Raw genomic sequence first — 12,770 nt, 5'->3', positions numbered from 1 at the left:
CGGAAGAGTATGTCGCCGCCTTCTTTAAAAAAGCACGTATCCATAACAATACGTGCTTTTTTTGTTTTGAGGAGTAAGGTCTTTATTACCCTTAACCGTTTGCTGGCAAATACTAAAGAAGCCTAAAATGCGCCATAACAGCAACCCCGATCGCAGAAAACAGGAGCACCCGGTAATATAGGGGTACACTCTTCATCTGTACTACATAACTCACCAGTGTACCCGGGTTCAGTAGGGCATTCTGAAGAACCTCCATGTATTTTTGCTCGTTGCTTTTTGGTAAGCACTACAGCTCCGTTAATCTTTAAAATTTTTCGTATCATAATGTATATTTTTATGTTATTTTAAACTACAAAACATAAGTTATTTCTTACTTAATAAAGTGTTAATTAACAGATATCTTGCGTGTTAAAAGTACAGTAATACACTTTTATTTGTTTTTAAGTGACAAATAAAACAAAAACAGGAAAAATAACGAGAATATGAAATGTTTTTAAACTCTTGATTTTTTATTGCCAAAAAGCGCCTTCATAACTGTCTTAACACTATAAAACCCCATCATAATGGCTCCTATACATACAATAAGCGCTATAACCAGAACCGGCCAGTAAAACGGGTGTTCCTCATTCTTAAACGCCTGGTAAAGAATAACAGGACCGGTGAACATTAGCAATAGGGTAATGCTAAAGTAACGAATGCTTTTAAATAGAAGTAGGCGATTAGTTCTCATATATAGCGGACTATAAATTTCCAAAAATAAGAATTAAAAAACATATTTATGTAGCAAAAAGGTTAGGATATCCTCTTAATTAAAATACGATGAAAATACTATAGACACCAGATAAGTTTAAATATTAACTAAAAGGCTTCAGGTTTTGCAAAGCTGTCACCAAAAATCTTACCATGGCTTCTGCTTTAGTTTAAGATCATTAACTGAGGGAGAACTGATCCTCATGAGAAAATCGTTGGTATCTATAGCGCAAATTTAGGATACGAAAGTATTCACGGGTTAAAAGATGTCAAATTCAGCATTGTCAGTGATGCCCTGTATTGTTTTTACGACGAAAATAGTGCGACATAGATCTGTCCTCCTCAAAAAAGAGCTAATGAAACTAACGTATTGATGTTGGAGGAGGGTTAAAGAATTTTGCCGGAGTCTTAAAGTCATTTTTAAATAAGGATATACAGAATATCCCCAGATCCAGAGTAGCCGTAGGCACGAAAAGAGGTAGGGTATATTTTTTGAATGCGGAGCCTGTTTCCGGAATTCAATTACTGATGGAGCTTGCCCATTTTGAGGATAAACTGCAAAAGGCCGATTGGGTAATTACGGGAGAAGGGTTACTGGATGCGCAAACACTTTCCGGAAAAACGATTCAGGAGGTTATTAAGAAAGCAGGGAAACATAATGTACCCGTAGCAGCTTTTTGCAGGACGGTTGCCTTAAGCCTACAAGAACAGGATACACTTGGACTTACCTATGTAGCATCGATATTAAAAAAAATATCAAATTTAGACAAAGCAATGTGTGAAGCTTATGAAAACCTGGTATTTACTGCTTATAATTTTGGGAAAGCAATTATAGACCAAAATAAAATGGCCATAAAAAATTAGCTTTCGAGTTAGGTTCAGGAACCTGATAGTATGCAAATAGTACTAAGATTATATTTTTGTTAACGGTGCTTCAAAGTGTTTTTGTCAAAGAAAATCTTAGGGCGATATATTAATTGGTTCTTTTACTACTAATTATTTAGTATATAAACTAATTTATTAGTAGTTTTGACCAAACTATAAAATATGCAACAGCTTACCAAAAGAGAGAGCCAGATAATGCAAATTGTCTGGCATCTTAAAAAGGCATTTATTAGAGATATTATGGAAGCTCTCCCGGAACCAAAACCACATTATAACAGTGTGGCTACCATTGTGAAAATACTGGTTAAAAAAGGTTTTCTGGTATCTGAAAAACTGGGGAATACGCATAGATATAGTGCCACTATCAACAGGGAAGACTATAGGGAAGGTTATCTCATAGATATTAAAAAAAAGTATTTTGACAATTCCTTCCCCAAGATGATAGCATACTTTGCTAAAGAAGAAAAGCTTTCAGAAGAAGAAGTAAAGGAGATAATGAATCTTATTCAATCAAACAAAAAGTCAAATTCATGATTATTTTTCTTTTAAAAGCATCAGTAATCCTTATTGTGCTGTTTACTTATTACAAGCTGGTTCTTCATAAAGAAACCTTTTTTGTTCAAAACAGAATATATCTTATAGGTAGTCTGGTACTGGTTTTGCTATTGCCTTTCGTACCTCTTCCAAAGTTTGTTACCGGCCAGGGAGCATTGGAAACAAAAATAGAACACCTTTCTTCAGAGGTTTTCGTTTTGTCAGAAAGACCATTTTCAGAAAGTGAAAACAATAACTTGGTTCCATATACCTCAAAAACACAAAGTGCTCTGCCATTTTGGCAAGAAAGAGGCCCTATTTTCTGGGTTTTAATTGTTTATTATTTTGGAGTAATAGTTTTGTTGTTGAACTTCTTATTGCAGATCGCAAGTATTTTGATAAAAGGTCTGAAAAGTAGCGATAAAATATACGATACAGATAGTATTATTGTAAATACAGTTTCTGTAAAAGAACCTTGTTCTTTTTTCAATTACATTTTTATAAATCCGAAAAGTTACGACCTTGACACGTATGAATTAATTATTTCGCACGAAAAGATTCATGTCGCCAAATTACATACGCTGGATTTTTTACTGTCTGAAATAATGATCATACTCTTATGGTTTAATCCGTTTATATGGATTTTTAGAAAAGAGATTGAAAAGAATATTGAATACCAGACAGATGACCTTGTGTTAGCAGAAGGTATCATAGAAAAGGAGGATTACCAAATAAACTTGTTAAAGATTGCCACATTTAGCAAGCCGCTTGTGGTTACCAGCAATTATAATCAATCATTAATAAAACAACGAATTATAAAGATGAACTCAAAAAAATCAAACCCATATAGTAATTGGAAATACTCATTTATTGTTCCTATTCTGTTTTTAGCTCTTTTAATACTGAATAAGCCACTTTCTGTAGTTGCGCAGGCTACGGAAACGCCAATTGTAGGAGCAAGTGAAAGCATTCCTCCGTCAGATTCTCAAACGAATACAGAATGTAAAGCCCTTATAAAGGCAATACGCCTTGAAGACACTGATCAAACGAAAGAGCTTCTTACATTCATAGATCCAAACTGTATTGACAAGAATCTGTATAGCGATATAAATTCTGACAAAACCTCTTCTAATCGCGATATCATAATAAAACGTACGCCACTGGTAACAGCCGCCGGTATCGGAAATTTGATAATTGCGGAGATGCTTTTAAAGGCTGGAGCCGATGTTAATTTTTATGCCAGAGGCGATGAATCTCCATTAATGGCAGCATCGGTCAATGGTAATTTGGATTTTGTACAATATTTAATAAAAAATGGAGCAAGAGTAAATGAGAAAATCGTTAACAATGGTACCGCTCTATTGGTTGCCTCAAGGGAAGGGCATTTGGAAATTGTTACATATCTAATTTCGAAAGGAGCCGCTATTAATGTTCAAATGCAAGGGGACGGTACACCTCTCATTTGTGCTGTGCGCAGAGGGCATTATGAAGTTACAAAAGTGTTATTGGAAAATGGAGCGGATCCTAATTTGAGCTCTCCGGGAGATGAGTACCCAATGTATCACGCGCGCACAGCAAATAATCAGGCCATGATTACTTTATTGAAGGAATACGAGAGTAAGGACTAAATAGTAGGCTTAAAAAGCGATTTTTATAAGGGTAATACAACAATTTCAATTTAGAATTTCAAAAGCAATATTATGAAGAAAAGATCATTTCTCTTAATCATGTCTATCATCTTTTTTTCCGGATGTGCCCAAACCAGGGATGAAGACCCGCAGGAATTGGTTAGAACAATGGCAAATGAACTGGTTGGTAAAAAGTGGATGCCTCCCGGTATGTCAATAGCCGTGTTACAAAAAGGAAAGATTGTATTTGCAGAGGGGTTTGGTTTCGCAGATCTTGAAAATAAAATACCGGTTACCACAAAAACACAGTTTCGCGCTGCTTCGGTTTCCAAATTAATGACAGCAACGGCACTGATTAAACTGGCCCAGGAAAATCATCTGGATCTGGATGCACCTATAAACGGTTATGTACCAGAATACGGGCCAAAAAAATATTCAATCACTGCCAGGGAACTGTCAGGTCATTTGTCTGGAATACCTCATTATTCTGCATCAGACAGCATTGAAAAGCGTTTTTATAATTCTGTTATGGAATCACTTCAGGTTTTTTCCCATATTGAACTTCTGTATGAGCCCGGTACAGAATACCTCTATTCTACACATGGCTATACTTTACTGTCTGCCGTAATAGAAAAAATATCAGGAAAATCCTTTCTTGATTATACCCAAAAAGAGATATTTGAGCCATTAGGCATGTATCATACGGGGCCTGCTGATATGAGAATTAAAAGATCTCCAAATATGACAGAGCTTTATACTCTTAATCGTGAGCAGAGGCCTGAAAAAATTGAAAACCCTGAAGATCCCAGTTATAAATGGGGTGGGGGTGGTATGATATCTACTCCAACCGATTTGGTGAAATTAGGGAATGCGTACTTGAATGGTTTTATACATTCAAATATTGTAGATGACGTATTTAAAAGTCAGAAATTAAACTCTGGAGAAGAGACGGGAGTTGGTATTGGATGGAGACGTAACTGGGATATGCAGGGACGTTCTGTATTTGAACACGCCGGAGCCATGGGGGGAAGCAGGAGTATTCTAAGTATTTTTCCTGAGCATGACCTGGTTATAGCTATCATGGCGAATACTTATAGCCCCCGTAATATTGAAGAGACTGCGCATATGATAGCTCTTCCGTTTCTTTCGAAGGCTGCTCCTCAGAAACAGCCTAAAGGTGAATGGGATATAATACTAACAACGATTGATTCGGATGGTCAGGAAATTAGAGAAACAGGACTTCTTGTACTTAACGGTAGTGCAGATAGAATTGTTTTGGGTTCGGGAGAATCTGATAGAATAATCTTTCCCCTGACTTATATGAATAGGGAAAACATATATGCTCTTGCACATCCTTCCGGTTTGCTTTATACCAAATTGCATATGGAGAAGGCGCTGCCAACAGGCTATTGTTTTCGTTATAGAAGTCCCAGAAATCAACCTCCGGCCGAGGATGAGCCATTCATACTATTCAAGAGTGTGCCTTCGCAAAAAAATAAAATATGAGGTAAAGATGTGTAAGATCTCTATATAAATAAAAATGTAACGTTGTATTCAAACCATAAAAAACAAAAGCCATATCACTAACAATTACTTATTGATGATATGGCTTTTTTGGTAATACGTTGACAGGCACCGTTTAACATTGCTGTTACCTACGTTGTTTGATTGCTCAAAAACTACCAGTTACTTGCCATGTATTACCATGAAACATCAGGCGGTTATGCAATGCATCACTGCGTGCAAAACTCCTTAATGCTTCCGTTGTCTTTTAATTTCCTACCGATTTCTAATTTACATAAAAACTTTCGGCATATACTTTTTACTTTACTGTTGCCAATACGGTAAAAAATATAACTTCCCTAACATCTATAAACTTACCTGGATAAGTAATAATACTTGTATGGGCATGATTAAAAAACAACTATGTGAAAGAACGTTCTTCTTTTCAGGTAATGCCCCTTTTTAGACTTGCACCTAATCAGGATTTTTGCAAAACCTTACTTCAAATATAGAAGCATATTTAAAAAAAGCAAAATAATTAACCCATTTAAAATCAACAAAATGCAAACAGGGGTTATTAACAATTGTTAATAAAAAAGGCACCTTGAAAAAGGTGCCTTTCAGTAATATGTAAAAATATCTTACTTTCTAACTTCTTTAATTCGAGCCTTTTTACCGGTAAGCCCACGGAAATAAAAGATCCTAGCTCTGCGTACTTTACCTTTTTTGTTGATCTCAATTTTTTGAAGAGCAGGCATGTTGATAGGGAAAATACGTTCTACACCTACAGTACCAGACATTTTTCGAATGGTAAAAGTCTCGGTAGAACCACTACCTCTTCTTTGTATTACAACGCCCCGGAAAAACTGGGTACGGGTTTTTTCACCTTCTTTAATTTCATAATACACGGTAATGGTATCTCCTGAAGAAAACTCAGGGAAATCTTTTTTTGGAACAAATTCGTCCTGAACAAATTTTACTAAAGCTTCCATTTGCTTAATTTATAATTAATTCATATCAACATTCACGTCTCTCGTCAGAGGTTGATCTGAAATCGGTTGCAAAAATAATAATAATTTCAATATTTACAATGGTGTTCTTGTTTTTTAGACACCACAATCATGAATATAACCTTAAGTTTTATTGTGACAACTACTCATTCAACAAATCGGGTCTTTGTCTTCGGGTTCTTTCCATAGCCTGATCTTCCCGCCACTTTTCAATTTTGGGGAAGTTTCCGCTTAGCAATACATCAGGTACTTTCCAGCCTTTGTAATCTGCGGGTCTTGTAAATACAGGAGGAGCGAGTAAATTGTCTTGAAACGAATCGGTCAGGGCAGAAGTTTCGTCATTAAGTACTCCGGGAAGAAGACGAATAATAGCATCGCTAATTACTGCTGCTGCGAGTTCTCCCCCCGATAATACATAGTCGCCAATGGATATCTCCCGGGTTATAAGATGATCACGCACTCGTTGATCAACGCCTTTGTAGTGTCCGCACAAAATAATAAGGTTCTTTTGTAAGGATAAAAAGTTGGCCGTTTTTTGGTCAAACCGGTTTCCATCGGGTGTTACGTAAATAACTTCGTCATAACTACGCTGGGATCTTAAATGGCTTATACATTTGTCTATAGGCTCTATCATCATTACCATACCTGCGCCTCCGCCAAATTGATAGTCATCTACGGTTTTATAATTATCTGAAGTATAGTTCCGAAGATTGTGTAAATGAACTTCTACCAGTTCTTTGTCAATAGCTCTTTTTAAAATCGAAGCCTCAAACGGGCTTTTTAAAAGTTCGGGAAGTACTGTAATAATATCAATTCGCATTGTGCCTCACATTCAAAATTTGGATGCAAAGATGCAAAGAAATAATTACTTAATACCTATATACGAATAAAGGCTCATTATACCATAGGTATAGAACAAGGATGCGGGAAATACCAACATATTATAATACCGTGTAAGGTATTACTTTTTCATAAGTTTTTGTTTGTTAAGCTCATCCTGAAGCTGCCTGCTCAGTTTTTGCTCTCTTTCAAGTGCACGTCTTCTGTGCTGTTCAAATTCTTCTTCAAGATCTGAAAGGTTGGCGCGGGCTTCACGAGTTACAATGTTGCTGTTTCTGAATTTGTAAACAAAAGAGATAAATAAGAGGAACAGTGCAATTACCAGTCCCCACATGACGGCTTTGTAAACACCTTTGTTAATGAGGGAACCTAAAAAGGAAATACTTTCTTTTTCCTTATTTACCTGTTCAAGGTTGCCATTGATCTCTGCGAGCTGAGTTTTTAAGGAGCCTATTTCCTTTTGCTGATTGTCAATTTGTGTTTGTAACTGACTCACCAAAGCTTTTGATTTCAAAAGGGTGTCTGATACATTTTTTCGTACACGAGCCATCCAGCTGGCTTTAATAACCTCATACTCTTTATGATTATACGATTTTTTGAGCAGGAATTCAAACTGGCTGTCAATTGTACCTCCATCCAGTGATAATTCCTGTGTTATTGGATTCTGGGCGTGTAAAGACCATGTTAAAAGACCTATAAACAAGGACAGTAAGGTTAGTTTTTTCTTCATCTTTATGGGGTTATCAAAATTATGCTATACTTATAAATACGACTATTGCGGTAGTTTGGATGTTTAAGACCCTTTTCTACCGCAATATATTATCTAATTTGAGTTAAAAAGTCTTTATCTAATAATAAGTATAACGTCTAACCTTTGAAACATATTTTGCAAGCCGTATTACCTGATGGCTATATCCATACTCATTATCATACCAAATGTACAGTACAATGTTTTTACCATCATCAGAAACAATGGTAGCGTTACTGTCGTAAATAGCCGGTGCAGATGAACCTACAATATCTGAAGATACCAGTTCATTGCTTAGCGAATACTTTATTTGTTCTACCAGATTACCTTCCAGGGCATACTTTTTCATTATAGTATTAAGCGCCTCTTTTGAGGTTTTGTTTTCTACCTGAAGGTTGAGTACTACGAGAGATCCGTTTGGAACAGGTACACGTATGGCATTGGAGGTAAGTTTACCTGTTAATGAAGGTAATGCTTTTGCTACGGCACTTCCGGCACCGGTTTCTGTGATAACCATATTAATGGCAGCAGCCCTTCCTCTTCGGTATTTTTTATGCATATTATCTACCAGATTCTGGTCGTTGGTATATGCATGGATGGTTTCCAGGTGCCCCTTTACTACCCCAAGAGTGTCTTCAATAACTTTAAGAATAGGAGTAATGGCATTGGTGGTGCAGGAAGCTGCCGAATATACAGATACCTCAGATGGGTCAAACTCTTCGTGGTTCACACCGTGTACAATATTGGGAACTCCTTTTCCGGGAGCTGTAAGTAATACTTTATTAGCTCCTTTGGCCTTAAGATGCCTCTCAAGGGCCTCCTTGTCCCTAAAGGCTCCTGTATTGTCAATAATAAGTGCATCGTTAATGCCGTAAGAGGTATAATCAATATCTTCCGGAGCATCGGCATTTATCATATGTACTGTAGTACCATTTATGATAAGGGCGTTATTATCAGGATTTATTGTTACGGTACCGTGAAAATCACCATGTACTGAATCATTACGAAGCAGTGAGGCACGTTTTTCTAAGGTAATGGCATCTGCTTTTCCGCGGGTAACGATAGCACGTAGTCTTAACTGACTGCCTTTTCCGGTTTTAAGCATAAGTTCTCGGGCCAATAAACGGCCAATACGTCCAAAACCGTATAAAACCACATCTTTAGGTTGTATTTCTTCAGCGTTTTTAGCATCTTTCAGTTTATCGATCACAAAAGCCTTAGAATCATTATATCGGTTATCTTCTAAATGATATTCATATGTTAGTTTACCTATGTCTATTTTAGAAGGAGGGATGTCCATAGCTTTGATGCCCTGAGCGATCTCAACCGAGTCAAAAATAGATATGGGTTTTTGAACAAACTCACCGGCATACTCATGCAGGTTAATGATCTCGCTTACGCTGCGGTCTAGTAACTGATTTCTGAAAAGTACAAGCTCTATCGATTTCTCATACCATAAATCGTTCACGATCTTAATAAATTCGACCGAAGCTCTTCTTCTGTCTGCCTGGAAGGCCAGTTCTTTCTCGTAAGTGTGGTTAAAACTCATTGATTTTTTTTTAAGCCCTTTAAATTTGCGCAAAAGTATCAATTTCAATCGTTTTCGTAAAGAAAAAAGCATAAAAAAAGCCCTCTTTTAAGAGGACTTTTTGTTTTTATTAACGAGTTCGAATTATTGGAAAATTAATCTTTCTTTTTCTCCGTTTTTATCCAATAGCAATATACTGGGGCGTCTTCGGTATTCTGAAAGATAATTATCAACAGACTCGGCATCTTTTATACTATACAGGTCTTCGCCGTTTACCTCTAATAAAATTTTACCCTCCAGTTTGTAAGATTCGAGAAGGTCTGATGTTCCTATAATTTTTACCCCTCTGTCGGTTTTAAACATTTTCTTTTCTTTGGCATCCAGATTTTTTACCCGCATACCCAGGTGCCTGATCCTGTAGGTATCATTTTTGAGAAGTTTTACTTTCAGGTTTCGGGTAGCTTCTGCTCTTTTGATAAAGAGGTTTACCGATTCTTCCGGTCTTTTGGTTTTCAGATACCCGGAAAGATTTGAAAACTTTGATATTTTAATATTGTCTATCTTTTTTATGATATCTCCTTTCTTTACACCTGCCATTTCAGCACCGGAGCCTTCATCTACTGATTCTATGTAAAAACCTTCCGTATCCGTTATTCCCAATTGTTCTGAAGTTACCGAGTTAAGTTCTTTACCCTGAACTCCCAGAATACCTTCCTGTACCATTCCAAACTCCAAAAGATCATTGATCACTTTTTTAGCAATATTACTGGGAACCGCAAACGAATACCCTACATATGAGCCGGTTTGTGAAGTGATGGCTGTATTGATACCAATGAGATCGCCATTTGTATTTACAAGCGCACCGCCGCTATTACCGGGATTTACAGCAGCATCGGTTTGTATGAACGACTGGTTTTTACCGTCCATTCTGCTTAAGTCCCTGGCTTTGGCACTAATAATACCGGCAGTAACGGTAGATGTAAGGTTAAACGGGTTCCCTACGGCCAGTACCCATTCACCTATATGAGTATCGTCTGAATCTCCAAAAGCAAGATAAGGCAAATCATCATCTGTATCTACTTTTAACAGTGCAATATCTGTAGAAGGATCAGAACCTATCAGTTGTGCCTGATAACTTTTGTTATTATTAAGGGTGATCTGTAATTGTGATGTATTGGCAATAACGTGACTATTGGTCACGATATATCCATCAGGAGAAATTATGACTCCCGATCCTGAACCTACCTGAGCCCGCTCTTTACTGCTTCCCGAGCCATAAAAAAATTCAAGAAGAGAGCTGGGCGCTCTCGAAATAGATAAACTTTTAACATGTACTACTGAATTTACCGTTTTTTCAGCAGCGGCAACAAAATCAAGATTACCGGAAATAACCCTGGGGGTCGGGTTATAATTGGTTTGGATCATTTCGGGTTGTATAGATTCATTATCCAATACAACCACTTCTTTTTCAAAAAACAACTTGTAACTGCCAAGTGTTATAGCACCTCCCATTAAGGAAATCATGAGTAGTCCTAGAAACTTTTTCATAATTATTAATTTGTTTTATGATTTAGATGAACATTTAAAATTAATTTATTATTATGTTGAAAATACAACTTTAACGGCAGTTTAACAGCCGTTCGTATAACATCAATATGTATATTTGTCCTTATAAAATCAGTACAAATGGTACTTTCTTTTTACAAATATCAGGGCACTGGTAATGATTTTATTATCATCGATAACCGCGCTGATTTTTTTCTCAAAAATGATACCAAACTCATAAAAAAATTGTGTGACCGCAAATTTGGCATAGGAGCCGATGGTCTCATTCTTTTGGAAACTGACACGGTAACCGATTTCAAAATGGTATATTTCAATTCAGATGGAAGAGAAAGTAGCATGTGTGGTAACGGGGGAAGGTGTTTGGTGAGTTTTGCCCATTATTTGGGCATTATTAAAGATAATACTGTGTTTACGGCCATAGATGGTATTCACAAAGCTACAATTGTCAATGCAAAGGTTCATTTGCAAATGAATGATGTAACACAAATAGATGATTTTGAGAATCACAGCTTTCTGAATACCGGATCCCCACATCATGTACAAATGGTCACCGATCTAAGCTCACTGAACATGAAAAAGGCAGGTGCGGCCCTTCGTTATGGCAAATATGGTGAAGAAGGCGCCAATATTAATTTTGTAGAGTCGCTGGGAAAAAATACGTTTGCCGTGCGAACCTACGAAAGAGGGGTAGAAGATGAAACCCTCTCTTGCGGTACCGGGGTAACCGCAGTCGCTCTGGCTCTTCACAAAAGAGGACAAATAGATGAAGAACGTGCGGTTTTGCAGACGGAAGGCGGGAAACTGGAAGTGTCATTTAAAAAAAACGATTTGGGATATTCAAATGTTTATTTGTCTGGACCAGCCATACAGGTCTTTAAAGGTGAAATAATATGTTAAAACTTCATGGATCACATATTTTTCTAAGAGCTATGGAGCCTGCGGATATCGATTTTCTGTATTTAATGGAAAATGATGTAACAATATGGGAAGTTAGTGATACCAAGACCCCGTATTCTCGTTTTATTTTAAAAAAGTATCTTGATAACTGTGACAAGGATATTTATGAAATGAAACAATTGCGTCTTGCCATTTCAGACAATGAGAATGAGCTCAAAGGATTAATTGACCTCTTTGAATTTGACCCTGCTAATTACAGAGCAGGTGTAGGCATTGTTTTACGAAAAGAAGAACGAAAAAAAGGAATAGCAGAGGAAGCATTGAATATTTTGTCTGAATATGCTTTTAATACGTTAGGTTTACGACAATTGTATGCACACATTACTGCCGATAATGAAGCTAGCAAGCGGCTGTTTACAAAGTGTGGTTTTGAACAAACCGGCGTAAAAAAACAATGGGCATATCATAAAGGGATTTTTAAAGATGTACTTTTTTATCAAAAGCTAAATACAGACCATGTATCTTAAAAAGATCTTATGGGCTGTCTCTATTCTGGGACTTGTAATAGCCTCTGTTTTTTTTATGAGAATATACAATATTATGTTTTCACCCAACACGGCTTTTGGGGAAAATGAGATCTATTTATACATTCCGGAAGCAGCTACCTATAAAGAGGCACTACCTTATATTAGACCTCACCTTAAAAATCCGCAGTCGTTTGAAATATTTGCCGTAAAACGAGGGTACCACCAGAAAGTAAAAGGAGGCTCCTATCGTATCTATAAGGACATGAATAATCATGAGATTATTGATGTACTCACAGGTGTTTACAAAAAATGATTTTAATCATTTTTATTCAAAAATTCCTGCTATTAGAAGAT

The 12,770-nt window shown here is 36.8% G+C and carries 14 protein-coding genes; 7 read left to right on the top strand and 7 right to left on the bottom strand.

Annotation, left to right across the window (positions count from 1 at the left end; all coding sequences use genetic code 11):
* Nucleotides 1-122: 122 nt before the first annotated feature.
* Both WAO84_RS02485 and WAO84_RS02480 read right to left on the bottom strand, forming a co-directional pair.
* A complete protein-coding gene (locus WAO84_RS02485) occupies nt 123-323 on the bottom strand; it encodes a hypothetical protein (protein ID WP_340063440.1) in 201 nt (66 codons plus the stop codon).
* Between the two features lie 170 nt (nt 324-493).
* Nucleotides 494-730, bottom strand: coding sequence for a DUF6095 family protein (locus tag WAO84_RS02480; protein ID WP_340063439.1), 237 nt, complete (start codon nt 728-730; stop codon nt 494-496).
* Between the two features lie 389 nt (nt 731-1,119).
* On the opposite strand from WAO84_RS02480, the gene WAO84_RS02475 reads away from it, so the two are divergent.
* From WAO84_RS02475 to WAO84_RS02460, 4 genes are all read left to right on the top strand, one after another.
* On the top strand, nt 1,120-1,614 hold the full coding sequence (locus WAO84_RS02475) for a glycerate kinase (protein ID WP_340063449.1): 495 nt from the start codon (nt 1,120-1,122) through the stop codon (nt 1,612-1,614).
* Between the two features lie 183 nt (nt 1,615-1,797).
* Nucleotides 1,798-2,169, top strand: a complete 372-nt coding sequence (locus WAO84_RS02470; RefSeq protein ID WP_340063438.1) for a BlaI/MecI/CopY family transcriptional regulator — start codon at nt 1,798-1,800, stop codon at nt 2,167-2,169.
* Complete coding sequence (locus WAO84_RS02465; RefSeq protein WP_340063437.1) at nt 2,166-3,797, top strand: ankyrin repeat domain-containing protein; 1,632 nt, start codon at nt 2,166-2,168, stop codon at nt 3,795-3,797. Before WAO84_RS02470 ends, WAO84_RS02465 begins: the two co-directional genes overlap by 4 nt.
* Nucleotides 3,798-3,869: 72 nt before the next feature.
* The gene (locus WAO84_RS02460; protein ID WP_340063436.1) at nt 3,870-5,303 is read left to right on the top strand and encodes a serine hydrolase domain-containing protein; all 1,434 of its coding nucleotides are present in this window, start codon (nt 3,870-3,872) and stop codon (nt 5,301-5,303) included.
* Nucleotides 5,304-5,941: 638 nt separating this feature from the next.
* On the opposite strand, the gene rplS is transcribed toward WAO84_RS02460, so the two are convergent.
* From rplS to WAO84_RS02435, 5 genes are all read right to left on the bottom strand, one after another.
* Nucleotides 5,942-6,292: a 50S ribosomal protein L19 gene (gene rplS / locus WAO84_RS02455; protein ID WP_340063435.1), complete on the bottom strand. Its 351-nt coding sequence runs from the start codon at nt 6,290-6,292 to the stop codon at nt 5,942-5,944.
* A 160-nt stretch (nt 6,293-6,452) separates the two neighbouring features.
* Nucleotides 6,453-7,130, bottom strand: coding sequence for a tRNA (guanosine(37)-N1)-methyltransferase TrmD (gene trmD / locus WAO84_RS02450; protein WP_340063434.1), 678 nt, complete (start codon nt 7,128-7,130; stop codon nt 6,453-6,455).
* A gap of 141 nt (nt 7,131-7,271) precedes the next feature.
* Nucleotides 7,272-7,880 (bottom strand): tRNA (guanine-N1)-methyltransferase, encoded by a 609-nt coding sequence (locus WAO84_RS02445; protein ID WP_340063433.1) that lies wholly within the window; start codon nt 7,878-7,880, stop codon nt 7,272-7,274.
* A gap of 118 nt (nt 7,881-7,998) precedes the next feature.
* Entirely contained in the window at nt 7,999-9,447 is a 1,449-nt protein-coding gene (locus WAO84_RS02440; protein WP_340063432.1) for a glyceraldehyde-3-phosphate dehydrogenase, read from the bottom strand.
* Between the two features lie 123 nt (nt 9,448-9,570).
* Complete coding sequence (locus tag WAO84_RS02435; protein WP_340063431.1) at nt 9,571-10,974, bottom strand: trypsin-like peptidase domain-containing protein; 1,404 nt, start codon at nt 10,972-10,974, stop codon at nt 9,571-9,573.
* 138 nt (nt 10,975-11,112) lie between these two features.
* Between WAO84_RS02435 and dapF the strand changes: the two genes are divergently transcribed.
* Genes dapF through WAO84_RS02420 form a run of 3 tightly spaced genes read left to right on the top strand, consistent with a single transcriptional unit; the run spans nt 11,113 to nt 12,729 of the window.
* Complete coding sequence (gene dapF, locus WAO84_RS02430) at nt 11,113-11,889, top strand: diaminopimelate epimerase (protein WP_340063430.1); 777 nt, start codon at nt 11,113-11,115, stop codon at nt 11,887-11,889.
* Nucleotides 11,883-12,416: a GNAT family N-acetyltransferase gene (locus WAO84_RS02425; RefSeq protein ID WP_340063429.1), complete on the top strand. Its 534-nt coding sequence runs from the start codon at nt 11,883-11,885 to the stop codon at nt 12,414-12,416. Before dapF ends, WAO84_RS02425 begins: the two co-directional genes overlap by 7 nt.
* Nucleotides 12,406-12,729 (top strand): hypothetical protein, encoded by a 324-nt coding sequence (locus WAO84_RS02420; RefSeq protein ID WP_340063428.1) that lies wholly within the window; start codon nt 12,406-12,408, stop codon nt 12,727-12,729. The genes WAO84_RS02425 and WAO84_RS02420 overlap by 11 nt, the downstream gene beginning before the upstream one ends.
* Nucleotides 12,730-12,770 lie beyond the last annotated feature (41 nt).

It is taken from the genome of Ascidiimonas aurantiaca, assembly GCF_037646345.1.
Taxonomy (GTDB): Bacteria; Bacteroidota; Bacteroidia; order Flavobacteriales; family Flavobacteriaceae; genus Ascidiimonas; species Ascidiimonas aurantiaca.
The sequence above is the reverse complement of the archived record's forward strand: the minus strand, read 5'-3'. Positions and strand labels throughout refer to the sequence as shown.

Coding starts and splice junctions, on each gene's coding strand:
- WAO84_RS02485 (WP_340063440.1), bottom strand. CDS start 323: ATGATACGAAAAATTTTAAAGATTAACGGAGCTGTAGTGCTTACCAAA.
- WAO84_RS02480 (WP_340063439.1), bottom strand. CDS start 730: ATGAGAACTAATCGCCTACTTCTATTTAAAAGCATTCGTTACTTTAGC.
- WAO84_RS02470 (WP_340063438.1), top strand. CDS start 1,798: ATGCAACAGCTTACCAAAAGAGAGAGCCAGATAATGCAAATTGTCTGG.
- WAO84_RS02465 (WP_340063437.1), top strand. CDS start 2,166: ATGATTATTTTTCTTTTAAAAGCATCAGTAATCCTTATTGTGCTGTTT.
- WAO84_RS02460 (WP_340063436.1), top strand. CDS start 3,870: ATGAAGAAAAGATCATTTCTCTTAATCATGTCTATCATCTTTTTTTCC.
- rplS (WP_340063435.1), bottom strand. CDS start 6,292: ATGGAAGCTTTAGTAAAATTTGTTCAGGACGAATTTGTTCCAAAAAAA.
- trmD (WP_340063434.1), bottom strand. CDS start 7,130: ATGCGAATTGATATTATTACAGTACTTCCCGAACTTTTAAAAAGCCCG.
- WAO84_RS02445 (WP_340063433.1), bottom strand. CDS start 7,880: ATGAAGAAAAAACTAACCTTACTGTCCTTGTTTATAGGTCTTTTAACA.
- WAO84_RS02440 (WP_340063432.1), bottom strand. CDS start 9,447: ATGAGTTTTAACCACACTTACGAGAAAGAACTGGCCTTCCAGGCAGAC.
- WAO84_RS02435 (WP_340063431.1), bottom strand. CDS start 10,974: ATGAAAAAGTTTCTAGGACTACTCATGATTTCCTTAATGGGAGGTGCT.
- dapF (WP_340063430.1), top strand. CDS start 11,113: ATGGTACTTTCTTTTTACAAATATCAGGGCACTGGTAATGATTTTATT.
- WAO84_RS02425 (WP_340063429.1), top strand. CDS start 11,883: ATGTTAAAACTTCATGGATCACATATTTTTCTAAGAGCTATGGAGCCT.
- WAO84_RS02420 (WP_340063428.1), top strand. CDS start 12,406: ATGTATCTTAAAAAGATCTTATGGGCTGTCTCTATTCTGGGACTTGTA.